The 23,549-nt window shown below is 56.9% G+C and carries 25 protein-coding genes; 13 read left to right on the top strand and 12 right to left on the bottom strand.

The genetic code is table 11. From position 1 onward, the window contains the following. Positions 1-156: 156 nt before the first annotated feature. Both fadD and rnd read left to right on the top strand, forming a co-directional pair. Positions 157-1,845 (top strand): long-chain-fatty-acid--CoA ligase FadD, encoded by a 1,689-nt coding sequence (gene fadD / locus ACUTQY_RS01465; RefSeq protein ID WP_033643344.1) that lies wholly within the window; start codon positions 157-159, stop codon positions 1,843-1,845. A gap of 81 nt (positions 1,846-1,926) precedes the next feature. Next, on the top strand, positions 1,927-3,048 hold the full coding sequence (rnd, locus tag ACUTQY_RS01460) for a ribonuclease D (RefSeq protein WP_046687239.1): 1,122 nt from the start codon (positions 1,927-1,929) through the stop codon (positions 3,046-3,048). Positions 3,049-3,285: 237 nt separating this feature from the next. On the opposite strand, the gene minE is transcribed toward rnd, so the two are convergent. From minE to minC, 3 genes are read right to left on the bottom strand one after another with little or no spacing between them, the layout of a single operon-like run. Beyond that, a complete protein-coding gene (gene minE, locus ACUTQY_RS01455) occupies positions 3,286-3,555 on the bottom strand; it encodes a cell division topological specificity factor MinE (RefSeq protein WP_004932303.1) in 270 nt (89 codons plus the stop codon). A gap of 3 nt (positions 3,556-3,558) precedes the next feature. Then, positions 3,559-4,371, bottom strand: coding sequence for a septum site-determining protein MinD (gene minD, locus ACUTQY_RS01450; RefSeq protein ID WP_004932300.1), 813 nt, complete (start codon positions 4,369-4,371; stop codon positions 3,559-3,561). A gap of 25 nt (positions 4,372-4,396) precedes the next feature. Next, positions 4,397-5,092, bottom strand: coding sequence for a septum site-determining protein MinC (gene minC, locus ACUTQY_RS01445; protein ID WP_033650952.1), 696 nt, complete (start codon positions 5,090-5,092; stop codon positions 4,397-4,399). Between the two features lie 136 nt (positions 5,093-5,228). Here minC and ACUTQY_RS01440 point away from each other — a divergent pair, with 136 nt between their 5' ends. The 4 genes from ACUTQY_RS01440 (at position 5,229) to ACUTQY_RS01425 (ending at position 7,836) form a co-directional block, all read left to right on the top strand. Beyond that, on the top strand, positions 5,229-5,501 hold the full coding sequence (locus ACUTQY_RS01440; RefSeq protein ID WP_033643340.1) for a YcgL domain-containing protein: 273 nt from the start codon (positions 5,229-5,231) through the stop codon (positions 5,499-5,501). 28 nt (positions 5,502-5,529) lie between these two features. Then, complete coding sequence (locus tag ACUTQY_RS01435) at positions 5,530-6,552, top strand: lytic murein transglycosylase (protein ID WP_046687238.1); 1,023 nt, start codon at positions 5,530-5,532, stop codon at positions 6,550-6,552. 58 nt (positions 6,553-6,610) lie between these two features. Then, on the top strand, positions 6,611-7,267 hold the full coding sequence (locus ACUTQY_RS01430) for a fumarylacetoacetate hydrolase family protein (protein ID WP_033643338.1): 657 nt from the start codon (positions 6,611-6,613) through the stop codon (positions 7,265-7,267). Positions 7,268-7,389: 122 nt separating this feature from the next. After that, the gene (locus ACUTQY_RS01425) at positions 7,390-7,836 is read left to right on the top strand and encodes a YcgN family cysteine cluster protein (RefSeq protein WP_025159803.1); all 447 of its coding nucleotides are present in this window, start codon (positions 7,390-7,392) and stop codon (positions 7,834-7,836) included. Between the two features lie 118 nt (positions 7,837-7,954). On the opposite strand, the gene ACUTQY_RS01420 is transcribed toward ACUTQY_RS01425, so the two are convergent. From ACUTQY_RS01420 to nhaB, 3 genes are all read right to left on the bottom strand, one after another. Further along, complete coding sequence (locus tag ACUTQY_RS01420; protein ID WP_033643337.1) at positions 7,955-8,716, bottom strand: aspartyl/asparaginyl beta-hydroxylase domain-containing protein; 762 nt, start codon at positions 8,714-8,716, stop codon at positions 7,955-7,957. Positions 8,717-9,365: 649 nt separating this feature from the next. After that, on the bottom strand, positions 9,366-9,896 hold the full coding sequence (gene dsbB / locus ACUTQY_RS01415; RefSeq protein WP_033643335.1) for a disulfide bond formation protein DsbB: 531 nt from the start codon (positions 9,894-9,896) through the stop codon (positions 9,366-9,368). Positions 9,897-10,016: 120 nt separating this feature from the next. Beyond that, positions 10,017-11,582 carry a sodium/proton antiporter NhaB gene (gene nhaB / locus ACUTQY_RS01410; protein ID WP_042784729.1) on the bottom strand — a complete coding sequence of 522 codons (1,566 nt, stop codon included), beginning with the start codon at positions 11,580-11,582 and terminating at the stop codon, positions 10,017-10,019. A 243-nt stretch (positions 11,583-11,825) separates the two neighbouring features. Between nhaB and fadR the strand changes: the two genes are divergently transcribed. Next, on the top strand, positions 11,826-12,545 hold the full coding sequence (fadR, locus tag ACUTQY_RS01405; protein WP_033643333.1) for a fatty acid metabolism transcriptional regulator FadR: 720 nt from the start codon (positions 11,826-11,828) through the stop codon (positions 12,543-12,545). Positions 12,546-12,602: 57 nt separating this feature from the next. Here fadR and ACUTQY_RS01400 read toward each other — a convergent pair whose 3' ends face one another. Then, entirely contained in the window at positions 12,603-14,138 is a 1,536-nt protein-coding gene (locus ACUTQY_RS01400) for a SpoVR family protein (protein ID WP_033643331.1), read from the bottom strand. A 298-nt stretch (positions 14,139-14,436) separates the two neighbouring features. Between ACUTQY_RS01400 and zinT the strand changes: the two genes are divergently transcribed. Continuing rightward, entirely contained in the window at positions 14,437-15,087 is a 651-nt protein-coding gene (gene zinT / locus ACUTQY_RS01395) for a metal-binding protein ZinT (RefSeq protein ID WP_046687237.1), read from the top strand. 46 nt (positions 15,088-15,133) lie between these two features. Here zinT and ACUTQY_RS01390 read toward each other — a convergent pair whose 3' ends face one another. Beyond that, on the bottom strand, positions 15,134-15,451 hold the full coding sequence (locus ACUTQY_RS01390; protein ID WP_046687236.1) for an antibiotic biosynthesis monooxygenase family protein: 318 nt from the start codon (positions 15,449-15,451) through the stop codon (positions 15,134-15,136). Between the two features lie 534 nt (positions 15,452-15,985). On the opposite strand from ACUTQY_RS01390, the gene ACUTQY_RS01385 reads away from it, so the two are divergent. Further along, positions 15,986-17,290, top strand: a complete 1,305-nt coding sequence (locus tag ACUTQY_RS01385; protein WP_046687235.1) for a D-amino acid dehydrogenase — start codon at positions 15,986-15,988, stop codon at positions 17,288-17,290. 76 nt (positions 17,291-17,366) lie between these two features. Beyond that, positions 17,367-18,440 (top strand): catabolic alanine racemase DadX, encoded by a 1,074-nt coding sequence (dadX, locus tag ACUTQY_RS01380; protein WP_046687234.1) that lies wholly within the window; start codon positions 17,367-17,369, stop codon positions 18,438-18,440. Between the two features lie 8 nt (positions 18,441-18,448). Here dadX and ACUTQY_RS01375 read toward each other — a convergent pair whose 3' ends face one another. From ACUTQY_RS01375 to ACUTQY_RS01365, 3 genes are all read right to left on the bottom strand, one after another. Next, the gene (locus tag ACUTQY_RS01375) at positions 18,449-19,642 is read right to left on the bottom strand and encodes a multidrug effflux MFS transporter (protein ID WP_046687233.1); all 1,194 of its coding nucleotides are present in this window, start codon (positions 19,640-19,642) and stop codon (positions 18,449-18,451) included. A gap of 77 nt (positions 19,643-19,719) precedes the next feature. Next, positions 19,720-20,280, bottom strand: coding sequence for a 3'-5' exonuclease (locus ACUTQY_RS01370; RefSeq protein WP_033643325.1), 561 nt, complete (start codon positions 20,278-20,280; stop codon positions 19,720-19,722). A 306-nt stretch (positions 20,281-20,586) separates the two neighbouring features. After that, positions 20,587-21,069, bottom strand: a complete 483-nt coding sequence (locus ACUTQY_RS01365) for a hypothetical protein (RefSeq protein ID WP_033643322.1) — start codon at positions 21,067-21,069, stop codon at positions 20,587-20,589. Between the two features lie 225 nt (positions 21,070-21,294). Between ACUTQY_RS01365 and ACUTQY_RS01360 the strand changes: the two genes are divergently transcribed. Next, a complete protein-coding gene (locus ACUTQY_RS01360; protein ID WP_033643321.1) occupies positions 21,295-21,591 on the top strand; it encodes a hypothetical protein in 297 nt (98 codons plus the stop codon). A gap of 159 nt (positions 21,592-21,750) precedes the next feature. Here ACUTQY_RS01360 and ACUTQY_RS01355 read toward each other — a convergent pair whose 3' ends face one another. Next, on the bottom strand, positions 21,751-21,927 hold the full coding sequence (locus ACUTQY_RS01355; protein ID WP_033634815.1) for a GhoT/OrtT family toxin: 177 nt from the start codon (positions 21,925-21,927) through the stop codon (positions 21,751-21,753). Between the two features lie 395 nt (positions 21,928-22,322). Between ACUTQY_RS01355 and ACUTQY_RS01350 the strand changes: the two genes are divergently transcribed. After that, entirely contained in the window at positions 22,323-22,694 is a 372-nt protein-coding gene (locus ACUTQY_RS01350; protein ID WP_144414663.1) for a hypothetical protein, read from the top strand. Between the two features lie 109 nt (positions 22,695-22,803). Continuing rightward, complete coding sequence (locus ACUTQY_RS01345) at positions 22,804-23,493, top strand: alpha/beta hydrolase (RefSeq protein ID WP_033643320.1); 690 nt, start codon at positions 22,804-22,806, stop codon at positions 23,491-23,493. The last annotated feature ends 56 nt before the right edge of the window (positions 23,494-23,549 follow it).

The raw sequence follows: 23,549 nt of genomic DNA, 5'->3' as shown, positions 1-23,549 counted from the left end.
TTTTGGGATAAGGAATATCCGACAATTAGTGACGTACATCGCAACCTGAGTAATGTTTAAAACCCGAACTGGTCTGCTGAGTTAAAATATTGTTATGGTTAGGCTGCGAGTTTGAGGGCTGCGATGATAATTAGTAATGATTTCAGGAGTAATACCTTGGATAAGGTCTGGTTAAAACGGTATCCGGCAGATGTGCCCGCAGAGATTGATGCCGATCGCTATTCGTCGTTGATCGAAATGTTTGAGCATGCCGTGCAGCGCTATGCCGATCAGCCCGCCTTTATCAATATGGGCGAGGTGATGACCTTCCGCAAACTGGAAGAACGCAGCCGGGCTTTCGCGGCTTACCTGCAAAATGAGCTGGGCCTGAAGAAGGGCGACCGCGTCGCGCTGATGATGCCTAACCTGTTGCAATACCCCATTGCCCTGTTCGGCATTCTGCGTGCCGGCATGGTGGTGGTCAACGTCAACCCGCTGTATACCCCGCGCGAGCTGGAGCACCAGTTGAACGACAGCGGCGCCAGTGCCATCGTCATCGTCTCCAACTTTGCCCATACGCTGGAAAAAGTGGTGTTCAACACCCAGGTCAAACACGTGATCCTGACGCGCATGGGCGATCAGCTGTCGGCCGCCAAGGGCACGTTGGTCAACTTCGTGGTCAAATACGTTAAGCGTCTGGTGCCGAAATACAACCTGCCGGACGCCATTTCCTTCCGCAGCGCGCTGCAGCGCGGCCGCCGTTTGCAATATGTAAAACCGGACATCATTAATGCCGATCTGGCTTTCCTGCAATACACCGGCGGCACCACCGGGGTGGCGAAGGGGGCGATGCTGACGCACCGCAACATGCAGGCCAACCTTGAGCAGGCCAAGGCCGCCTATTCGCCGCTGTTCCGTGAAGGGCAGGAGCTGGTGGTGACGGCGCTGCCGCTGTATCACATTTTCGCGCTGACGGTGAACTGCCTGCTGTTTATCGATCTGGGCGGGCGCAATTTGCTGATCACCAACCCGCGTGACATTCCGGGCCTGGTGAAAGAATTGGGCAAATACCCGTTCACCGCCATGAGCGGGGTAAATACGCTGTTCAATGCGTTGCTGAACAACGAAGACTTCCACAAGCTCGATTTCTCTACGCTGCGTTTCTCGGTCGGCGGCGGCATGTCGGTGCAAAAATCGGTGGCCGAGAAGTGGGAGAAAACCACCGGCAAACACCTGCTGGAAGGTTACGGCCTGACGGAGTGCGCGCCGCTGGTGGCCGGCAACCCTTACGATCTTAAGCACTACAGCGGCAGCATCGGTCTGCCGGTGCCGTCGACGGACATTCGGTTGGTGGACGACAACGGCCATGATGTGCCGCCGGGCGAGCCGGGCGAACTGTGGGTCAAAGGGCCGCAAGTTATGTTAGGCTATTGGCAGCGCCCGGATGCCACCGACGAAGTGCTGAAAGACGGCTGGCTGGCGACCGGTGATGTGGTGACCGTGGACGATCAGGGATTTGTACGCATCGTCGACCGCAAGAAAGACATGATCCTGGTCTCGGGTTTCAACGTGTATCCGAACGAGATTGAAGATGTGGTCAGCCAGCACCCGAAAGTGCTGGAATGTGCGGCAATCGGCGTGCCCAGCGAGGCCTCCGGCGAAACGGTGAAGATCTGCGTGGTGAAGAAAGACGCCTCGCTGACCAAGGAAGAGCTGTTGACCCATTGCCGACGCCACCTGACCGGGTATAAAGTGCCTAAAATTGTTGAGTTCCGCGATGAACTGCCGAAGTCGAACGTCGGCAAGATTTTGCGGCGAGAATTGCGCGATGAGCAAAAAGCGCCTAAGCCGGCTGATGCCGCCTAGGTTTTGCTCTCGCGTCAGCCTATCAACAACGCCGGTGAATGCCGGCGTTGTTGTGTTTGAATCCTACAAGAGAATGATGTTTTGAATTATCAGTTGATCACTACCGATGCCGGATTGCAGCAGGTCTGCGAGCAGGCGAGAAAGCATGCCCAGGTTGCGCTGGACACCGAGTTTGTCAGAACGCGTACCTACTATCCGCAGCTGGGCCTGATCCAGCTTTACGACGGTGAACAACTCTCCCTTATCGATCCTCTGCCGATCAAGCACTGGCAACCGTTTGTCGAGCTGCTGGCCGACACCGCCGTGGTGAAGTTTCTGCATGCCGGCAGTGAAGATCTTGAAGTGTTTCTCAACGCCTTTAAAACGCTGCCGACGCCGATGATCGACACTCAGATCCTGGCGGCCTTTACCGGTCGGCCGCTCTCCTGCGGCTTTGCGACGCTGGTGGCGGAGTACATGAAGGTTGAACTGGACAAGAGCGAGTCGCGCACCGATTGGCTGGCGCGCCCGCTGACTGAAAGACAGTGCGTGTATGCGGCCGCCGACGTGTTCTACCTGCTGCCGATGGCCAAACAGCTGGTGCAGGAGACTGAAGAGGCCGGCTGGACCGCTGCTGCCAATAACGAGTGCTTGCTGCTGTGCCAACGCCGTAGCGAGGCGCTGGCGCCGGAAGTGGCCTATCGCGAAATCAGCAATGCCTGGCAGTTGCGCCCGCGTCAGCTGGGGTGCCTGCAGAAGTTGGCGGAATGGCGGTTGCGCCAGGCGCGCGAGCGCGATCTGGCGGTGAACTTCGTGGTTCGCGAGGAGAACCTGTGGCAGGTGGCGCGCTTTATGCCGTCTTCGCTGGGAGAACTGGATTCGCTGGGCCTGAGCGGGCCGGAGATCCGTTATCACGGCAAAACGCTGTTGGCGCTGGTGGCGGAGGCCGAAGCGCTGGAGGAGTCCGAGTTGCCGGCGCCGTTGGCTAACCTTATCGATCAGCCGGGCTACAAGAAGGTGTTTAAGGACATCAAGGCCGCTATCGCCACCGTCAGCGAGCAAAGCGGGTTGAGCAGCGAGCTGCTGGCATCCCGTCGCCAAATTAACCAATTGTTGAACTGGCATTGGAAACTGAAGGACGGCGAGAGTCGCCCTGAATTAATCAGCGGCTGGCGCGGCGATTTATTAATGGCGCCGTTGCAGGACATCCTGAAAGATTATTAATCGCTGGTTATCACCAGGGCAGGGTAGGGAAACTCTGCTCGGGTGAATATAGGCAGGAAATAATGCGTTGAAGGTAAATCTGGCCAGAATTTACTTTAAACGAGGTGGCGGCAAAGTTAATTGGGAATTGTCCCAAAGGGAAAAATCGATTTTTTGCTGCCGATAATGCTTAATAACTGGATACACATACAGTTACCCCCTGCATAAAATATACAGGGGGTAATTAATGCGTCGCAATCATTTAGCTGCTTCTTCCGATTCCGGTAATGTCACGTTAAGTTCAAGTACCGAAATATCGTCCCCTTTCTGCTCGAACTGCACATGCAGCATTTCAGGATCGATCTGAATGTATTTGCAAATAACCGCCAGAATATCGCGTTTCAAATCAGGCAGATACGGGGGCTCACTGTCCCCGCGACGACGCTCTGCGACGATAATCTGCAGCCGTTCCTTGGCTATATTGGCTGTCTGTTTTTTGCGGGACAGAAAGAAGTCTAATAAGGCCATGGTTTATCCCCCAAAAAGGCGTTTCAGGAAACCCTTCTTCTCTTCTTCAATGAAGCGGAATGGGCGTTCTTCCCCCAACAAGCGGCAAACGGTATCGTCATACGCCTTACCGGCGTCTGACTCGGCATCCAGAATGACAGGCTCACCCTGGTTGGAAGCACGCAGTACGGACTGGTCTTCCGGGATCACACCCACCAGTGGAATGCGCAGGATTTCCAGCACGTCTTCCATGCTCAGCATGTCGCCACGGCTGACGCGGCCCGGGTTGTAACGGGTCAGCAGCAGGTGTTCCTTGATAGGCGATTCGCCTTTCTCGGCGCGGCGCGATTTGGAGGAAAGGATGCCCAGGATACGGTCGGAGTCGCGTACCGAAGAGACTTCCGGGTTGGTGGTGATGATAGCTTCGTCGGCGAAATACAGCGCCATCAGCGCACCGGTTTCGATACCGGCCGGTGAGTCGCAGACCACGAAGTCAAAATCCATCTCGCCGAGATCGTTGAGGACTTTTTCAACGCCTTCACGGGTTAACGCGTCTTTGTCGCGTGTCTGCGAAGCCGGCAGGATATAGAGGTTTTCAGTGCGTTTGTCTTTGATCAACGCCTGATTCAGCGTGGCGTCGCCCTGAATCACGTTCACGAAATCATAAACTACCCGACGTTCGCAGCCCATGATCAGGTCAAGATTACGCAGGCCGATATCGAAATCGATCACGACGGTTTTCTTGCCTTTCTGGGCCAGGCCGGTAGCGATGGCCGCGCTCGAAGTGGTCTTGCCAACGCCCCCTTTACCCGATGTAACAACAATAATGCGTGCCATGAAATGGATTCCTTGTCAAAAGGGCTTAATTTAAAGGTTGTATGGTTAAAGCGTTATCCAACAGGCTGAGTCGTACGGCCTGCCCGACGTAATCGGACGGGATTTGGTCGCTCAACCAGTACTGCCCTGCGATAGAGACTAGCTCAGCCGCCAGGTGGGTGCAAAAAATCTGACATTGCGTGTCGCCTGACGCGCCTGCCAGCGCGCGACCGCGCATCATGCCGTAGACATGAATGTTGCCGTCGGCAATCAGTTCGGCGCCGGCGCTGACGCTGCTGGTCACGATAAGATCGCAGTTGCGGGCGTAAATCTGTTGGCCGGAACGGACAGGGGTGCTGATGATACGCGTTTTGGCGGGGGCGTTGTCCGCCACCACGGGCGCAGGTGCAGGCTCCGGCGCCGCCATTTTCTGGCCTCTGCCTTCGCTCAGCAACGGCAGCCCGGCACGGGCTATCGCGCGCTTTTGACGCTCATCTCTGCAACCGCTGATACCCACAACGCGCAGACCTGCCGCCGCGACAGCCTGTTGAAGTTCTTTCCAGTTCGCGTCGCCATCCAGCGTTGCGACGTTGATAACAACAGGGGCGTTTTTCAGAAAAGCGGGCGCTTGCTCAACTTTTTCCTGTAACGCCTGGCGTATTACCTCGGGCTGCGAATTATGCAAATGAACAACCGATAGGGTAAAACTGCTGCCTTTTAGCTCAATTGGCGATTGTGACATCTATCCTGACTCAGTCTCAGCAACTTTAAATCCCCGGAATACCACTCGGGGTGCGATATTCCGATGTACTATAAGCATGTTATAGTCAGAGTTATATCCAGGCAAGACGCTCCCTCAATTAAATAGAGTTAAAAAAATGCTTTGTGTGATCTATAGAAGCCCGAAACGCGATCAAACTTATCTTTATGTCGAAAAAAAAGACGATTTCTCTCGTGTGCCGGAAGCGCTGATGAAAAGTTTCGGCGTACCGCAATTCGCCATGATGCTTTCACTCGATGAACGCAAGAAATTGGCCTCGGCGGATATCGAAAAGGTGAAACAGGCGCTGAAAGACGAAGGTTATTACCTGCAGTTCCCGCCGCCGGTGGAAAACCTGCTCAATCAGCATTTGGCGGGCGACAAGGCCTGAGACCGCCGCCACGGTCAGGGGAGGCATGATGACACGTTCGGCGAGAAGTACCGCGTTGGCCGTTTGGCTGGCGCTGGGCGGTGCGATGATGCCGGGCGCACCGCAGGCGGCGCAGGAGACGACGCTGGCGACCAGCGGGCGCGATCCGGCGCAGTTCCCGGCGTATGTCGAGCAACTGAAGCGCCGGGCGCGGGAACAGGGCATCAGTCAGGCCACCCTTGACCGCGCCTTTGCGCAAATCCATTTCGTCGATCGGGTGATCAAGGCCGATCGCAATCAGCCGGAGCAGAAGATCACTTTGGACGATTACCTGCGGCGGGTGATGTCGCCCGCCAAGGTGCGGCAGGGGCGCGAACTGTACCGGCAGCGCCATGCGCAATGGCTGCGGGCCAGCGAACGCTATCGGGTGCCGGGGCGCTATATCATCGCGCTGTGGGGCATGGAGAGCGCCTATGGCAAGATCCAGGGGCGGGAGGACGTGGTGTCCGCGCTGGCGACGCTGGCGTTCGAAGGGCGCCGCGAGGCCTTTTTCAGCCGGGAGCTGCTGGCGGCGTTGCAGATAGTCGAACAGGGGCACGTTGGCGATACGTCGCTCAAAGGGTCCTGGGCCGGCGCGATGGGGCAATGTCAGTTTATGCCAAGCTCCTTCCTGCGCTATGCGGCGGACGGCGACGGTGACGGGCGCATCGATATCTGGAATAACATTGACGACGTTTTCGCGTCCACGGCCAGCTACCTGTCCAAAGAGGGCTGGCAGCCCGGCATCGGTTGGGGGCGCGAGGTCAAACTGCCCGCCGGCTTCAATCGAGCCGAACTGGGCCTGAAAGACGCGCAGGCGCGCAGCGTCAACGACTGGCAGAAACGCGGCGTGCGCCGTGCGGATGGCCGCGCGTTGCCGCACGCCGTGCAGCGCGGCTGGATCATCGCGCCGGATGATCTGCAGGGGCGGACCTTCCTGGTCTATGATAATTTCCGCACCCTGATGCACTGGAATCGCTCTTACTATTTCGCTATCGCCGTGGGTATGATGGCAGACGCGATCGGGCATTGATCCGGCACACCAATAATCGGCTTGGCGCGCCAAGCCTCTACAGTTTGGGAGAAGCGGTATGTATCAACACAGAGACTGGCAGGGTTCGCTGCTCGATTTCCCGGTGAACAAGGTGGTCTGCGTCGGCAGCAACTACGCCGATCACATCAAGGAAATGGGCAGTGCGGTGTCCGTCGAGCCGGTGGTGTTTATCAAACCGGAGACGGCGTTATGCGATATCCGCCAGCCGGTGGCCATCCCTAAAGAGTTCGGTGCGGTGCATCATGAGGTAGAGCTGGCGGTACTGATCGGCACGCCGTTGAAGCAGGCCAACGAAGATCGCGTGGCGCGTGCGATTGCCGGTTACGGCGTGGCGCTTGATCTGACGCTGCGCGATCTGCAAGCCGGTTTTAAAAAGGCCGGTCAGCCCTGGGAGAAGGCCAAGGCCTTCGACGGGTCTTGTCCGATGTCGGGGTTTATCCCGGTGGCGGAATTCGGCGATCCGCAAAACGCCGAGCTGTCGTTGACGGTCAACGATCAACTGCGCCAGCAGGGCAATACGCGTGACATGATCACGCCGATCCTGCCGCTAATCAGCTACATGAGCCGTTTCTTCACGCTGCGCGCCGGCGACATCATCCTGACCGGCACGCCGCAGGGCGTAGGCCCGATGGCTTCCGGCGACATGCTGAAAATCAGTCTGAACGGTAAAGCGCTCAGCACCCGGGTGATCTGATCGCTGTTCGCCGCCGGCATCGTCGGCGGCAAAACTTGCATCTCGCGGCTAAAATGTCTATATAGTCCCCCCTCGAACCTGTGCGCAGGTGAGTTATCCATTTACCGAAACCGGACGCTAACATGTCACAACTCGCTTTTTGGCAACAGAAAACGCTGGCGGAAATGTCAGAACAAGAGTGGGAATCGCTGTGCGACGGGTGCGGGCAATGCTGTTTGAATAAGCTGATCGACGAAGATACCGACGAGATTTATTTTACCAACGTAGCCTGCAACCAGCTCAACATCAAATCCTGCCAATGCCGTAACTACGAGCGGCGCTTCGAGCTGGAAGAGGACTGCATCAAATTGACGCGCGAAAACCTCACCACCTTCGATTGGTTGCCGCCGACCTGCGCCTATCGCCTGATCGGCGAAGGCAAGCCGCTGTTCCCCTGGCACCCGTTGCTGAGCGGCTCCAAGGCGGCGATGCACGGTGAGCGCATCACGGTGCGGCATATCGCGGTGCGCGAGAGCGAAGTGGTGGACTGGCAGGACCATATCCTCAACAAGCCGGACTGGGCCAGATAACGCCGGCCCCCTTGCGCAGCAAGGCGCGTTTTCATGCAAGAGGGCGGCGTGTCAGGACACGCCGCCCTCTGCAATTGCGCTAACCGGCAGGCGTGAGGTTATGGCATAAGCCGTCACTTCACTCCTTTTTGTCGCGGCGGCGCCAGTTGGCCAGATTTTTCAGCGGCTGCTTCACGTAAGGGCTGGCTTTAATCAGGCTGAACAGCAGTTTATTTACCGCCGTCCCCACTTTGTCCATCGGCCGGTCGATATCGAGAAACAGCACCGCACGCAGTTCGTCGGTATCATTGCGCACCTCGTGTTCATAAGAGTCATCAAACAAAATGACCTTGCCTTCATCCCAGTGCAGGATCTGATCGTCGACGCGGATCCAGAGCTTTTCCCGATCCTTTGGCACGATCAATCCCAAATGCGCGCGCACCACGGCACGAGTCGGGCCTTTGTGGGGGACGATGTGATAGTGCGGCTTAAGAATCGAGAACATGGCGGTGCGCATGCCGGGGATCTCGCTGACCGCCTGTGCGGTGTGCGGACAAATGGCGCAGTTCTCATCAACGCGCTGCCCGTAGACAAATAGCCCGAAGGTTTTCCAATTATCCCCTTTGGAGATGCGTTTCTGATCCGGTGATATTTGGTGGAACGCGGGGATGTCCTCCGGATGCTCCAGTAACCGATCCAACTCCTGGCGAATGGCAGGCCAACGGGCTTCCAGCGCCGTCACCCAATTAAATTCATGATTACCGATCCGCGGCGTGGTGGAGATGAGCGAATGGCGAGTCTGAAATTCGCCGTTCCAGCGCAGGAATTTTTTCCCTGCTTTGAGCAGCATGCGCCGCAGGAACGGGCGCTGAGACGTGGGGGGAAAGGTGCTATCCGGCATAAATCGTGTCCTTGATATCATTGGCCTACTGCATTCAGCATAAGGAAAGAATCACGGACGATTTTAATCATTAGTGCGCGAACGTTGGCCGATGAGTGATACCGCGCAGAGTTAAATTTGAATGATTTATTTAAAGGCAGCGGGGACTGACGGTTGGGGGAGAAGGAAAAAAGCCCCTGCAAAGATGAGGGGCAAGACACACAACAACACCAGGGAAATCGGTAGTACTCACTTTGCCGATACTATAAGGATTTTATGGGCAAACTTCACCAAAATATTGTGCTCTGAATGTGACAAAGACGCAGTCGTTCATAAATAACGGTAATTTATTGATGCCCGCAGGCCGTGAGGAAAGTGCCTGCACAGCATGTGTTGGCCCGCTGGCAACGCAGAAGTTTAATGTTATGTAAATTACGCGCTTAATCGAGCCAGGATGCTTCTTTTTAAACGATAAGTTGGGTAATTTGGCCGCTCTCCCGCAAGTTCGAGAGCATAACAATGAAAATGGTCCGTCTGTTTGCCGTAGCTGGGGCACTGATCGTGCTCGTTTACTTCCTTACACATACCTGAAATGGGGTTATCTCTGAATTCAACAGTAATACCCTAAAAAAACGGCGCCCTGAGGCGCCGTTTTTTGTTTGTTGGCCTATCAGCGGCCGAACAAATCGCGGCGGCGTGGGCGAACAAATTGCGCGATCAGCACAATCAGCGCCACCAGCAGATAGGCACCGAAGATACCCACCAGCCACTGTGGCATTTCCAGCGTCAGGAACTGCCATTGACGCACGGAACAGTCACCGGAAGCGTGGAACACCGCAGGCAGCCATTTATCCAGCGGCAGCCAGGACGGGAAGCTGACGAAGAAATCGCAGGTATTGAACGGCGAGGGGTGCAGTTGGATCATGGTGTGTTTCCACGCCAGCTGTACGCCTTCCCAGGCGCTGTAGATCCACAGCAGGATCGCCACATAGCGCAGCGGCGTTTTCGGCGCGATGGCGCCCACCAGTGAGGCGCCGAGGATGCCGAACAGCGCGCAACGCTCGTAAATGCACATGACGCAGGGCTGCAGCAGCATAACGTGCTGGAAATAGAGCGCGACCAGTTCCAACACCAACGCTGTCAGGGCCATCAGCAGCCAGGCGCCGCGTCCTTGTGAACAGCGGTTAAAGAATTGCAACATATCTAGATTCTTCCATGCAGTAAGCAATTGAACCGGCAGTGTAAACCAATTCCCCCTCGCTGCCAGCCACCTGGGCCGGTTTCAGCGTAAAAATAGTCGGTTTACCCTGCCGGCGCCGCATCAGTGGCCGATGGCGTCGACAGGCGGCAGCGTCAGCCAGTGCCACTGTGTCAACAGTTCGGTCGCCGGCTCCAGCGTGAACTGTACGCACAGCAGGCCGACCACGGTCAATACAATCGTATAAGGCAGGGCCATCCACACCATGCGGCCATACGACAGACGCACCAGCGGCGCCAAGGCCGACGTCAAAAGGAACAGGAACGCCGCCTGGCCGTTAGGGGTCGCGACCGAAGGCAGGTTGGTGCCGGTATTGATGGCGACCGCCAACAGTTCGAACTGTTTCAGCGCAATGGCGCCGGTTTCCAGCGCGGTGCGCGCTTCGTTGATGTAAACCGTGCCGACGAATACGTTGTCGGAAACCGACGACAGCAGACCGTTGAACAGGTAGAACAGCGAAAGCTGAGAAGCGGGCTCGGCGCGCAGTACAAACTGGATCACCGGGCTGAACAGGTGTTGCTCAATGATCACGGCCACCACGGTGAAAAATACCGTCAGCAGGGCGGTGAACGGCAGCGCCTCTTGGAACGCTTTGCCGATGGCGTGTTCGTCGTTCACGCCGCACAGCGATGTGGCGAGAATGATGACCGACAGGCCGATCAGCCCGACTTCCGCCAGGTGGAAGGCCAGCGCCAGCACCAGCCAAACGCCGATCAGCGCCTGCATCACCAGCTTGAGCCTTTCTTGCTTGCTGCGGCCTGCGGTGGCCTTGCGATCATACTCTTTCAGCACCTCACGCACCGCTTCCGGCAGTGGCGTGCCGTAGCCAAACAGGCGAAAACGCTCTACCAGCCAGCAGACCAGCAGGCCGCATGCCAGCACCGGCAAAGTGACCGGCGCCATCCGCAGGAAGAAGTCGATAAAGCCCCAGCCCGCGCTTTTGGCGATGATCAGGTTCTGTGGCTCGCCCACCATGGTCATGACTCCGCCGAGCGCGGTGCCGACGCCGGCGTGCATCAGCAGGCTGCGCAGAAAGGCGCGGAATTGCTCCAGCGTCTGCTTGCGCTCTTCGCCGGTGAAATCGCTGTCATCGCCGATGTCGCCGTCGGAGCGGTTCGACGTCACATTGTGATAGATGGAATAGAACCCCGTGGCGACGCTGATCACTACCGCCACGACCGTCAGCGCATCGAGGAAGGCGGAAAGGAAAGCGGCCGCCAGGCAGAACGCCAGCGATAGCAGCGTTTTCGAGCGGATATTGAGCAGTAGTTTGGTGAACACGAACAGCAGCAGTTGCTTCATAAAGTAGATGCCGGCCACCATAAAGACCAGCAGCAGCAGCACGTCCAGATTATGTTCGATTTCCTGCGAAACCTGCGCCGGGCTGGTCATGCCGATGGCCACGGCCTCCAGCGCCAGCAGGCCGCCCGGCAGCAGCGGGTAACATTTCAACGCCATCGCCAGGGTAAAGATGAACTCGATCACCAACAGCCAACCCGCGAGAAACGGGCTGGCGAAAAAGAACACCAGCGGGTTGATCGCCAGGAAAATGAGAATGGTCAGTTTGTACCAGTCGGGAGATTGCCCCAGGAAGTTTTTGAGCAGGGCGCTGCGCAGGGTTGTTTCCATTGTCCTTTATGCATCCTTAAATCAGTCGTAGCACGTACCCTAACAACGCGGCGGGGGCGGGCGCAACCGGAGCTTGTTTTACAGTGGCAAATTTCTCAGGGCCGGTGTTTTTGCGCGTTTTTTGCCACTTTATGCACACTTTCGTTTATTGTTTTTCGCTCACGCTATGTCATGTCTGTGTGATCTGGTATGATGAGCTGATTACTTTTACTGATTTTATCGTCGCAACGGAACGTCAAACACATGGTCATAAAGGCGCAGAGTCCTGCCGGTTTCGCGGAAGAGTACATTATTGAGAGTATTTGGAATAATCGCTTCCCCCCTGGCTCTATTTTGCCCGCGGAGCGTGAGCTTTCGGAGTTGATTGGCGTCACGCGCACCACGTTACGTGAAGTGTTGCAACGTCTGGCCCGCGATGGCTGGTTGACCATACAGCATGGTAAACCGACCAAAGTGAACAATTTCTGGGAAACGTCCGGCCTCAATATCCTTGAGACCGTGGCTCGTCTCGATCACAAAAGCGTCCCGCAGCTGATCGATAACCTGCTGTCCGTGCGTACCAATATCGCGTCGATCTTTATTCGCGCTGCGGTGCGCAATCATCCTGAGCAGGCGCAGGAAGTGCTGGCGAAAGCCGCCGAGGTGGAAGATCAGGCGGATGCCTTCAATGTCCTGGACTATGAGATCTTCCGTGGTCTGGCGTTCGCTTCCGGCAACCCGATCTATGGCCTGATTTTCAACGGCCTGAAAGGGCTGTACACCCGCGTGGGCCGTTACTACTTCTCCAACCCGGAAGCGCGCAAGCTGGCGCTGACCTTCTACAGCAAGCTGTCTACGCTTTGCCATGAGAAGCTGTACGACCAGGTGATGGACACCGTGCGCAACTACGGTAAAGACAGCGGGGCGATTTGGCAGAGCATGCAGGGCACCATGCCGAGCGATCTGACCGAAGCGCGCCGCTGATGCCGTGCGAATGACATAATAAGGGCGCCGTGTTGGCGCCCTTTGTCGTTATGGCGGTTACAGCGGCGTAGGCCGCGGCGGGCAGCGGTCGAGCAATTCCACGCTGCCGTCTTCGTTTTGCTGCTCGAGGATCACGTCGAAGCCCCACAGGCGATGCAGGTGCTTCAACACGTCGCGGCGGCTCTTATCGAGCGGCGCGCGCTCCTGCGGGATGTAGCGCAGCGTCAGCGAACGGTCGCCGCGCAGGTCTACGTTCCAGATCTGAATGTTCGGCTCGTGGTTGCTCAGATTGTATTGAGCCGACAGCTCCTGGCGGATTGCCCGGTAGCCCGCTTCGTTATGGATCGCGGCAATTTCCAGGTAGTTGTTGCGATCGTCGTCCAGCACGGTAAACAAGCGGAAGTCGCGCATCACTTTGGGCGACAGGAACTGGCTGATAAAGCTCTCATCCTTAAAGTCGCGCATGGCGAAGTGCAACGTGTCCAACCAGTCTTTACCGGCGATGTCCGGGAACCAGTAGCGATCTTCCTCGGTCGGCGATTGGCAGATTCGCTTGATGTCCTGGAACATGGCGAAGCCCAGCGCGTAGGGGTTGATGCCGTTATAGTATGGGCTGTTGTACGGCGGCTGATAAACCACGTTGGTGTGGCTGTGCAAAAACTCCAGCATGAACCGCTCGGTCACCCGGCCTTCGTCGTAAAGATGGTTAAGGATGGTGTAGTGCCAGAAGGTCGCCCACCCCTCGTTCATTACCTGGGTCTGTTTTTGCGGGTAGAAATATTGGCTGACTTTGCGCACGATGCGCAGCACCTCACGCTGCCACGGTTCCAGCAGCGGCGCATTCTTCTCGATAAAATAGAGGATATTTTCCTGCGGTTCGCTCGGATATCGGCGCGCCTGCTCAGGCGACTCTTCGCGCTCGACGCGTGGCAGGGTCTTCCACAGCGTATTCACCTGGCTTTGCAGATACTCTTCGCGGCTTTTCTGGCGCGCTTTTTCTTCCACCAAAGAGATTTTTTGCGGGCGTTTGTACCTGTCGACCCCGTAGTTCATCAGCGCATGGCAGGAGTCCAGCAGCCGTTCCACTTCTTCGACGCCGTAGCGTTCTTCGCACTGGCTGATGTAGTGGCGAGCAAACAGCAGGTAATCGACGATGGAGCTGGCGTCGGTCCAACTGCGGAACAGGTAGTTATTCTTGAAGAACGAGTTGTGGCCATAGCAGGCGTGCGCCATCACCAGCGCCTGCATGGTGATGGTGTTCTCCTCCATCAGGTAGGCGATGCAGGGATTGGAGTTGATGACGATTTCATACGCCAGCCCTTGCTGGCCCTGTTTGTAGCGCTGCTCGGTTTCGATGAATTTTTTGCCGAAGGACCAATGGGTATAGTTGATCGGCATGCCGACGCTCGAATAGGCGTCCATCATCTGTTCTGAGGTGATCACCTCGATCTGATGGGGGTAGGTGTCGAGCCGGTAATGCTTGGCGACGCGGTCGATCTGCTCCAAATACACCTGCAGCAGTTCGAACGTCCAGTCCGGTCCATCGCTCAGACGTTTATCATCCTTAACCTTGTCATGTGTTGAAGTAGTCATCAGCGCACCCTCATTATTCACGGGCCTTGCTCAAACGGCAGACCCTGTAACAAGCATAGTTCAAGTCATAATTAACCATTGCAAATCAGTGAAATAAAAATGCCGGTACGCAAAGGGGCGAACGGCGGTCGATCCGGCGCCCGTCCCGGCAGAAGGCGGTGCAACACCGCGCATCTTCTCCGAGTATAGCCCTGCGGCAGGGGCGTGCAACACATTGCCTGCTGTGCGACAGGGATTGAAAATTGTTATGTTATATTGTAACTTTTCATTTTTCTCAATAACGGACAAGGAGCGCGTTTTGACGAGGCATTTGGGCAAATTGGCAGTGGCGCTGGCGGCGCTGTTCATCAGTGGGCAAACGTTGGCTCACGGGCATCATTCACATGGCAAGCCGCTGACGGAATTGGAAAAAAAGGCGGAGGGAGGCGTGTTCGACGATAAAGACGTCAAAGATCGCGACCTGACTGATTGGGAGGGCGTATGGCAATCCGTGTATCCGTATCTGATCAATGGGGATCTTGACCCGGTGTTCAAGAAGAAAGCGGCGCAGGATAAGAGCAAAACCTTCGCAGAGGTGAAGGCGTATTACCGCCAAGGTTACGCCACCGATGTGGATACCATTGGCATTGAGAACGGTGTCATGGAATTTCACCGTGGCGACCAATCCAGCGCCTGTCAGTACAAGTACGCCGGGCATAAGATCCTGACGTATGTCTCCGGTAAGAAAGGCGTGCGTTATCTGTTCGAGTGCCAGGATGCCGACAGCCAGGCACCGAAATTCGTACAGTTCAGCGATCACATTATCGGGCCGCGCAAATCGGCGCATTTCCATATCTTTATGGGCAACACGTCGCAGGAGGCGTTGCTGAAAGAGATGGATAACTGGCCGACCTACTACCCATTCCAGCTGCAGACCAAAGAAGTCGTGGACGAGATGCTGCATCATTGATGCGTCTCTCTTCTGCCACCACAAGCCCGCACGCGTGGGCTTGTGGTCAGTCGAACGGCCTGATTTGCAGGTAATCGTCCGTGACGTCCATTTCAAATAGCGTTTCATCCGCCAATAAAGTGGCGCGCATGCGATCCCGAGCCGCTCGGTACCGTTCATCCAGCTGAATATCACCGGCGTTTTCCCATGCCGAGCGGCTTGGCCACTGCGCATAGCCGATATATTTGCCGTTCACCTCCCGATGCAGGCGCGAGCCCAGGCTGCCGCGTTGCTGATAGATGCCCTGCGTCAATTCAAGCCAGGCCTGGCGAAAAGCGTGTTCGTGTCCGGTTTTGACTGAGAACTGATAGAGAGCGATGAACATGCGAGGTTCTCCTGAATAGCGACAGTCTGAACTCTGGGCGCGGCTGGGGGCTTGAACGTTCATATCGTGCTGCAGCGAAAACAAGATGGCGCCACAGTGAACGCCGCTTTATTCCAACAGTAAAAATAAGGCTATTAAGGGCTGAAAATTTACGCGATTTTTCTGCTGCAGCGGGTGGTGCCGTTATTTGCCAGTTGTTTTGGTATTTTTTGTTTTTGTGGTTTTTTATTCTATTTATAGGTTAGCTGATATTTTTATATTCTGTTAAATCCATGTTGCTTATCACGCCAATTTTCCATGACATCAATGATAGCAATGCTAGCGAATCAGGGGTGACCTCGCGCCATAAACCCCCTTAAACCGTATCTTATCGCTATTTTCTGGCGGCTATTGCAAATGCGCGGGCCATCGACGATAAATTAATTGTGAATATTGTCACGTTTGATGACGAAGTTGTTGGACGGATTTTTTCACTGAGTTAATTTCCTGTTAGCAGAAGATTGTGCTTTGTGAAGCCTTGGGCTGGAGTCAGCGATGCGAGTGGTAATTTTAGGTAGTGGAGTGGTGGGCGTAGCCAGTGCCTGGTATTTGGCGAAGGCTGGGCATGAGGTGACGGTGATCGATCGTCAGCCCGGCCCGGCACTGGAAACCAGCGCGGCGAACGCCGGGCAGATTTCACCGGGCTATGCCGCTCCCTGGGCGGCGCCGGGCGTGCCGCTGAAGGCCATTAAGTGGATGTTCCAACGCCATGCGCCGCTGGCGATCCGTCTCGACGGCAGCAGCTTCCAGCTGAACTGGATGTGGCAGATGCTGAAAAACTGCAACACCGAACACTACATGACCAACAAAGGCCGCATGGTGCGCCTGGCGGAATACAGCCGCGACTGCATCAAGGCGCTGCGGCAGGAAACCGGCATCCAGTACGAAGGCCGTCAGGGCGGCACGCTGCAGCTGTTCCGCACCCAACAACAGTTCGAAAACGCCGCGAAAGATATTGCGGTATTGGAAGATGCCGGAGTGCCTTACCGATTGCTGGAGGCCGGCCAACTCGGCAGCGTTGAGCCTGCGCTGGCGCAGGTGGCGCACAAGCTGACCGGCGGCCTGCAGTTGCCGAACGACGAAACCGGCGATTGCCAACTGTTTACGCAACAATTGGCGAAGATGGCTGAGCAGGCGGGCGTGACCTTCCTGTTCAACCGCAGCGTAGACCGTCTGTTGGTGGAGGGGGACAAGATCGCCGGCGTACAGTGCGGCGAGGAAGTGTTCAAAGCCGATAGCTATGTGGTGGCGTTCGGTTCGTACTCCACGGCGCTGCTGCGCGGCCTGGTGTCTATTCCGGTTTACCCGCTCAAGGGCTATTCGCTGACGATCCCTATCGTCGATGAGGCGGCGGCGCCATTCTCTACGGTACTGGATGAGACGTATAAAATCGCCATCACGCGCTTCGACCAGCGCATTCGCGTCGGCGGCATGGCGGAGATCGTCGGTTTCAATACTCAGCTGGAGCAAAAGCGGCGAGAAACGCTGGAGATGGTGGTGCGCGATCTCTACCCGAACGGCGGCAGAGTGGAAGAGGCGACGTTCTGGACCGGCTTGCGCCCGATGACGCCGGACGGCACGCCGATCGTCGGCCGCACCTCGTTGAAAAACCTGTACCTCAACACCGGGCATGGCACGCTCGGCTGGACCATGGCCTGCGGTTCCGGGCAGTTGTTGTCCGATCTGATGTCCGGCATTACGCCGGCAATCCCTTCCGATGACCTGGCGGTGGCGCGTTACAGCGCCGGATTTCGCCAGCAACACGCGGTTCCGCTGAACGACGTGCATCCCGCACGTTAATCGTCGACGCTGTCATAGACTTTTTCGGCCACGCGCAGGCGCGCGTGGCCGCTGTACGCTGCCCCAAGGAGAAGCGATGCCCCGTCCGATAACCGCCACGATGCATCTCGGTGCAATTGAAAACAACCTGCAGGTGGTGCGCCGTTTCGCCCCCGGCGCCAAAGTCTGGGCGGTGGTCAAGGCCAACGCCTATGGCCACGGCATCAAACACGTTTGGCGCAGCATGGCGCACACCGACGGCTTCGCCATGCTGGATCTGGCCGAAGCGGTGTTGCTGCGCGAGTCCGGTTGGCAGGGGCCGATCCTGTTGTTGGAAGGCTTCTTCCAGCGACAGGATCTGGCCTTGCTCGATCGTTATCGCCTGACGACGGCGGTGCACAGCGACTGGCAACTGGCGGCGATCGCCGACGCAAAGCTGAGTGCGCCGCTTGATGTCTATCTGAAAGTGAACAGCGGCATGAATCGGCTGGGGTTTGCGCCCGAGCGCCTGCATGAGGTGTGGTGCAGGGCGCAGGCTGTCGCCAATATTGCCGAGCTTACGCTGATGAGTCACTTCGCCACCGCCGACGGGCCGGAAGGCGTAACTCAACAGATGGCCACCATCGAGGCGGCGGCGGCCGATGTACCGCTGCCGCGTTGCCTGGCCAACTCGGCCGCTACGCTGTGGCATCCTGCGACCCACGGCAGCTGGGTGCGCCCTGGGATCATTCTCTATGGCGCTTCGCCGAGCGGATGCTGGAACGATATCGCATCGACGGGGTTGCAGCCGGCGATGACGCTGAGCAGCGAGATCATCGGCATTCAGCAGCTGAAGTCTGGAGATCGCGTGGGCTACGGTGGCCGTTACAGCGCCGCCGGCGCGCAGCGTATCGGCGTGGTGGCCTGCGGTTATGCCGACGGCTATCCGCGTCATGCGCCGACCGGAACGCCGGTATGGGTCGATGGCGTGTTGACGCGCACCCTGGGAACGGTATCGATGGATATGCTGGCGGTGGATTTGACGCCCTGTCCCCACGTTGAACTGGGCGCCGAGGTGGAGCTGTGGGGAAAACGCCTGCCGGTGGACGAGGTGGCCACGGCGGCAGGGACGTTAGGCTATGAACTGTTGTCGGCGTTGGCGGCACGCGTGCCGGTTGTTACCGAAGCCTGAGCCGCGGCTCAGGCGACTTTTCTGATCTGTCCTTTAATCTGCTTGCTGAGCCGCCGCGCGTGCAGCGCCAGCAGGCAGCCCGCCAGCATGACCAAGGCCAGCGACAGCTTCGGTTGCAGCGGCAGCGCCATCGCCAGCAGCCCCAGCGCGGCGCCCCCAGCCATCTGTACGAAACCGACCAGTGCGGACGCGACGCCGGCCTCATTGGAGTACGGTTCCAGCGCATAGCTGGTGGCCGGGCCCATTACGAACGCCAACCCGGCGCAGGCGCTGGCGACCGGCAGCATATACGCCAGCCAGTGCGCTTGCGCCGCCGCGGGAAGCCACATGACGCCCAGCAGCAGGCCCAGGCAGCCCAACCCCATCAAAATGCCGCCGGTCGCCAGACAAACCGGGCGGCCGACTTTGTGGATGATGCGGTTAGCGAAGAAGCTGACCAACATGATCCAGAAGCCGTTGGCGCCGAACACCAACGAGAATTGCAGAGGAGTCAGGCCCGCGGTGCCCATCAGCACGTTAGGCGCCAGAGAAACGTAGGTCAGCGCCATGCCCATCGCCCCGGAGTTCACCACCGCAAAAGAGAGGAAACGCCGTTCGCTGAGGATGCGCGCGTATTGGCGCACCGGCAGCCCTTTGACCGGCACGGTGTCGGCGGGGCGAGTTTCCGGCAGGCGCAGCGCGATAAGCACCAACACCAGCAGCGCGTAACCGGCCAGGAACCAAAAGGGCGCGCGCCAGCCGAAGGCTTCGGCGAGCAGGCCGCCGAGCAGCGGCGCCAATGCCGGGATGATGTTCAGCGTGCCGTTGAGAAAGCCGAAGGCGCGGGCGGCGTCGTCGCCATTCAGCCGATCGCGCACGCCGCTGAAGGCGACGACGGCGGTGCAACAGACCGCAACCCCTTGCAACAGGCGCGACGCGATGAAGATCGTCGGGCTGGTGGCCAGTGCCGCCATTGCCGCGCCGATCGTGTAGAGAATAATGCCGGCCAGCGCCACCGGTTTGCGGCCATAGTTATCCACCAACGGACCGGCGATGATTTGACCGAGGCCGAGCACCAGAATAAACAGCGAAATGGTGGATTGGATCAGCGCTTCACTGCTGCCCAGGCCGGCGGCGATGGCGGGAATGGTGGGCAGATAGAGATCGATGCCCAATGGGCCGAGCAGCACCAGGCTGAGAAGCAGAAACAGGAACTTTTGCATAGCAGGAAAGGCACGTCCGAGTGACAAAGAGGGCTAGAGTAGAGATTCTGGCGGCAAATGAAAAGGGGCAAAGCGGGTCAGCGCTGCGCTCCCGGGCGGAGATAAAGCGCCGAGACGGTATCGGCCACATAACGGGCCTGATGGCGAGCGTCATCCAACGCGCGATGCGGCATGCCTTCGAACGGACGGGTCTTTTTCGGGTTAAAGCCGTGCAGTTCCGCCAGCGTTATCACCGTGCGCACATCCTGGGTATCCCAGAATTTCCACGGACAGGGCATCTCCAACTGCTGGAAGGCGTGTTCGAGGATCGCGCAGTCGAACTCTTTACCGTTACCCCAGACCTTTACCGTATCGGTGCTGTTCATATGGATAAAACGGCTGAGACTGCTCAGCACGCGCTTGAGGCTCTCGGTGCCGCCGAAGGCCAGCTTGCGCGCTTCATCGGATTGTTTCGCCCACCAGGCAACCGTGTCCAGGCTTATGGTTCGCCCCGGCTGATCTTTCTGGCTGCTGACGGCGGCCTCGAATTCGGCGCCAAGTTCCCCGGTGCGGGGATCGAAAAACACCGCCGCGACCACCAAAATCACGGCGCTGGGTTTTATATCCAGGGTTTCAATGTCTAACATCAGATGGTGCATCGGCGTTTCCGGTGGTTGGCGTGGTGGCTTAATGTTACTACAGAACGTGCGACGATGCGGCCAGTGCGCACATGAAATCCTTTTAAAGCGCCTCGTTCAGGTTATGATGCTGGAGATACTCTTGTCAGGTTGGTCGCTATCGGTGAGAACGCTTATCTTTATTTTGTGCATGGTTGGCTACTTGCTGCTGCTGGGCTACCTTAGCGTGTTCGTCACGGACAAGATCTGTGAGAAGGCAGGCAACTACACCAAAATATGCCGCATCGTAGACATTTCAGAGCCCCATATCCCCAGATAGCACCGCGTTTAGCCGAGGTAATCGGTGGTGATCAGCGGGGTCAGGATCGCCGCCAGCGCCGCGAGCGTCGTCCATTGCCGCCAGCCTAGGCGAGCCAGCCAGTCATGCCGCTGTGGCGGCGTGGCCAGCTGCCCGACGGCCACGGTGCCGGTCAGCAGCAGCGTCAGAATCAGCAGCACCAGGCCACGGCTCACTAGCGTGAACTCAATGTGCAGCACATTGGCGTAATACAGGCGCATCAGAATAAAATAGCCCAACAAGATCCAGGCGAAAACGACGTTTTTCTTGAGCACCTGTTGCAACATCAGCGCGAGAAACAGGCTGTGAAACAGCGATAGCAGCGGGGCTTCGATCGGATGCCGAACGCAGACGTTGTAGACCGCCATGTAAATGTTGAAAACCAGCAGGATATAGATCACGTAAATATACCAGCCGTAGATCACTTTGAGTTTTTTGGCGCTCGGCGGCAGGGAGAGTGCGTCCGGTTTCATTAGGGCCTCCTGATGACGCCACGCAAACGCTGCAGTTGAAGGCGGCGCGTCGGCATCGTAATTTATAATCCACAGGGTATATATCACCCGAGCGCTAAATGAGAATTAAACGCTGAACCGGCTTTATTCCCGCGTTTGCGCGGAACTATTTTTGGCCCGCAGGGTCGATTGGCGAGCGATCGCCAGGCGATTCTCGCACTGAGATGAAGCAAGCAATACGCTGATATGAAAGATTATAAAAACACGCATGGCACCAGGCTGCTGCTGATATTCACCCTGGCGTTTTACATCCTGTTGCCGCCTGTGCTGACCGCCTGCGTCTTCACCCGTTTCAATCTTAATCCCTTCGCGATCGTCAAATTTTTGCACTTTAATCCGTTCTTCGCCGATCGGGGCATACCCGGTTATCAGACTTTCCTCTACCTGCTGATGCTTTGGTTGGGGGGGAATATTTTACTATGGCTGATGGTATGGGGCGCGGGGCGGCTGTACCGCCGTTGGCGATCGCGGCGCGGCGAATAGTCTACCCCCAAGTAAAACGTTACGCGGGGAAATGGCCTTTCATTTAACAATGCGCCGTATCGTCACTTGTTTCGCTGGTGAGGGGCAGCGTCGTCGGCTGACCCATTCCATTAGCACGGCTGTTTAAAAGCATCCGTGGCGGCACAGCCGGTTAGGGCGTTAGAACAGCGAAAACAGCAAGACGACCGGCAGACTCAACGGCCAGGTTAACCCGATGGTCAGCGCGCTGATGCAACGAATTTTGACGGTGTCCCTGCTTACCAGGTAGGTGAAAATCATTGAAACTAACAGACCAATAAAATAACAGTATTGCGTTGCAACCCACAGCGACGACATGAAACTCGATCCCAGTTGTATTTTTACGCGCGAATTCTAGGAGCTTGGCGGGCGATAATCAATGACCGAAGGCCGTTAATTCATGCCTTTATCCATAAGAATGCATAATTTATTTCTATAAAGAATGTAAGGTTATTAACGGCTTTATGCTTATTACGAAAAGAAATCAACAACATAGTTACCGGTAACATTTTAAGGTTGTCAGCCTGATTTCAGGCGGGAACGGTGTGAAGAAGGAAAATAGTCATTCAGACGTCCGGAAACGCGACGAGGTTATAACTCATAAATTTTATTGATGTTTCAGTGGGCAAGCAGACGAAGGCGAGATCGCGTTGCGCCGGCGAGCTTTGGGTTCTTTTTTTTAGCTGTCGGCGGGCGAATGATGGGATAGAAACATGCGGGGAGAGGGGTTTTTAGCGCATCGTCCGGATGCGCTGCCGGTCAGCCAGGAAGGGGGGTTTGGTGTTGCTGTAGGTTTAATGAATGTTAAGACCGTAGACGAACAGCCACGAAAACAGCAGCGCCAGCAGGCATGTCATCAATACGATGGAGATCATTTCCTTCACAACTTCATTCCTTTTCCCGATGAACCAAATTTACTTGTCTTTGTTTTTGCGTGGGATTTTAGATCGGTATGGGTAAAAATCCTAGTTTTAATCCCGTTTTTTGCACTGGCGCCACGGCGTACGCTGCCTCGGCAAGTCATGACGATGCCTGTAAACCGAGCCGCCTTAACCCGTCGTAGCTATTGCCGAATACCGCAGTGATAACTATATAAATGGAGATCGCGCGACGTCGCCGGTTGCAAGGCGCGTCCCTGTAGGGCCGCTGTTGATCTGTCTACAGCGCCTCCAAATGAGATGAAGAGGTCGGCAAATGAGCACAAAACCAACCATCGTGCTGGTGCACGGATTCTGGGGCGGCGCCGCGCACTGGAGTAAGGTGATTATCGAGTTGTCGCGCAGGGGCTATTCGGCGATTCATGCGGTGGAAATGCCGCTGACCTCACTGGCTGAGGATGCGGAACGGGCGCGCAAGATGGTCGCGCAGCAAGCGGGACCGGTATTGTTGGTGGGGCACTCTTACGGTGGCGCGGTGATCACGGAAATGGGCAACCAGCCTAACGTGGTCGGCCTGGTCTACATTGCCGCGTTTGCGCCGGATGCCGGTGAAAGCCCCGGTGGCATTACGCAAGCGCATCCTCCTGCGGCAGTCGCGAATCTGATTCCTGACAGCGATGGTTATCTGTGGATCAAGAACGACAAGTTTCACGAAAGCTTTTGCCAGGATCTTACCGCCGACGAGGCTCTGGTGATGGCGGCGACGCAGAAGGCGCCATTGGCCGATACCTTCGGCAACCCCCTCGGTGAGCCCGCCTGGAAACATAAACCGTCGTGGTATCAACTCTCCAGCGACGACCGCATGATAGCGCCGGAGAACCAACGGCGTATGGCGCAGCGGCTGCAGGCTAAGAAAGTCATGGTGCTGAAGGCCAGTCATGCCTCGCTGGTTTCCCATGCCGATGACGTGGCGGGATTGATTGACGAAGCGGCCGGTTCAAAATAAAACCCGGGCAGAAACGCGCTTCGGGCCAAAAAAGAGGCACCTTGCGGCAAAGGAGT

This window comes from Serratia sp. TSA_130.1, assembly GCF_052691795.1.
This window is presented reverse-complemented; position numbering and strand designations above follow the sequence as displayed.

What these genes read in the sequence shown, in the direction of transcription:
- ACUTQY_RS01365 (WP_033643322.1), bottom strand. Translation starts at nt 21,069, where the DNA reads ATGAAACCGGACGCACTCTCCCTGCCGCCGAGCGCCAAAAAACTCAAA.
- ACUTQY_RS01345 (WP_033643320.1), top strand. Translation starts at nt 22,804, where the DNA reads ATGAGCACAAAACCAACCATCGTGCTGGTGCACGGATTCTGGGGCGGC.
- ACUTQY_RS01435 (WP_046687238.1), top strand. Translation starts at nt 5,530, where the DNA reads ATGACACGTTCGGCGAGAAGTACCGCGTTGGCCGTTTGGCTGGCGCTG.
- minC (WP_033650952.1), bottom strand. Translation starts at nt 5,092, where the DNA reads ATGTCACAATCGCCAATTGAGCTAAAAGGCAGCAGTTTTACCCTATCG.
- ACUTQY_RS01390 (WP_046687236.1), bottom strand. Translation starts at nt 15,451, where the DNA reads ATGTTCATCGCTCTCTATCAGTTCTCAGTCAAAACCGGACACGAACAC.
- dsbB (WP_033643335.1), bottom strand. Translation starts at nt 9,896, where the DNA reads ATGTTGCAATTCTTTAACCGCTGTTCACAAGGACGCGGCGCCTGGCTG.
- ACUTQY_RS01440 (WP_033643340.1), top strand. Translation starts at nt 5,229, where the DNA reads ATGCTTTGTGTGATCTATAGAAGCCCGAAACGCGATCAAACTTATCTT.
- ACUTQY_RS01375 (WP_046687233.1), bottom strand. Translation starts at nt 19,642, where the DNA reads ATGCAAAAGTTCCTGTTTCTGCTTCTCAGCCTGGTGCTGCTCGGCCCA.
- nhaB (WP_042784729.1), bottom strand. Translation starts at nt 11,582, where the DNA reads ATGGAAACAACCCTGCGCAGCGCCCTGCTCAAAAACTTCCTGGGGCAA.
- ACUTQY_RS01360 (WP_033643321.1), top strand. Translation starts at nt 21,295, where the DNA reads ATGAAAGATTATAAAAACACGCATGGCACCAGGCTGCTGCTGATATTC.
- ACUTQY_RS01420 (WP_033643337.1), bottom strand. Translation starts at nt 8,716, where the DNA reads ATGCCGGATAGCACCTTTCCCCCCACGTCTCAGCGCCCGTTCCTGCGG.
- ACUTQY_RS01430 (WP_033643338.1), top strand. Translation starts at nt 6,611, where the DNA reads ATGTATCAACACAGAGACTGGCAGGGTTCGCTGCTCGATTTCCCGGTG.
- ACUTQY_RS01385 (WP_046687235.1), top strand. Translation starts at nt 15,986, where the DNA reads ATGCGAGTGGTAATTTTAGGTAGTGGAGTGGTGGGCGTAGCCAGTGCC.
- fadR (WP_033643333.1), top strand. Translation starts at nt 11,826, where the DNA reads ATGGTCATAAAGGCGCAGAGTCCTGCCGGTTTCGCGGAAGAGTACATT.
- ACUTQY_RS01350 (WP_144414663.1), top strand. Translation starts at nt 22,323, where the DNA reads ATGCGGGGAGAGGGGTTTTTAGCGCATCGTCCGGATGCGCTGCCGGTC.
- ACUTQY_RS01400 (WP_033643331.1), bottom strand. Translation starts at nt 14,138, where the DNA reads ATGACTACTTCAACACATGACAAGGTTAAGGATGATAAACGTCTGAGC.
- ACUTQY_RS01425 (WP_025159803.1), top strand. Translation starts at nt 7,390, where the DNA reads ATGTCACAACTCGCTTTTTGGCAACAGAAAACGCTGGCGGAAATGTCA.
- minD (WP_004932300.1), bottom strand. Translation starts at nt 4,371, where the DNA reads ATGGCACGCATTATTGTTGTTACATCGGGTAAAGGGGGCGTTGGCAAG.
- ACUTQY_RS01355 (WP_033634815.1), bottom strand. Translation starts at nt 21,927, where the DNA reads ATGTCGTCGCTGTGGGTTGCAACGCAATACTGTTATTTTATTGGTCTG.
- dadX (WP_046687234.1), top strand. Translation starts at nt 17,367, where the DNA reads ATGCCCCGTCCGATAACCGCCACGATGCATCTCGGTGCAATTGAAAAC.
- minE (WP_004932303.1), bottom strand. Translation starts at nt 3,555, where the DNA reads ATGGCCTTATTAGACTTCTTTCTGTCCCGCAAAAAACAGACAGCCAAT.
- ACUTQY_RS01370 (WP_033643325.1), bottom strand. Translation starts at nt 20,280, where the DNA reads ATGCACCATCTGATGTTAGACATTGAAACCCTGGATATAAAACCCAGC.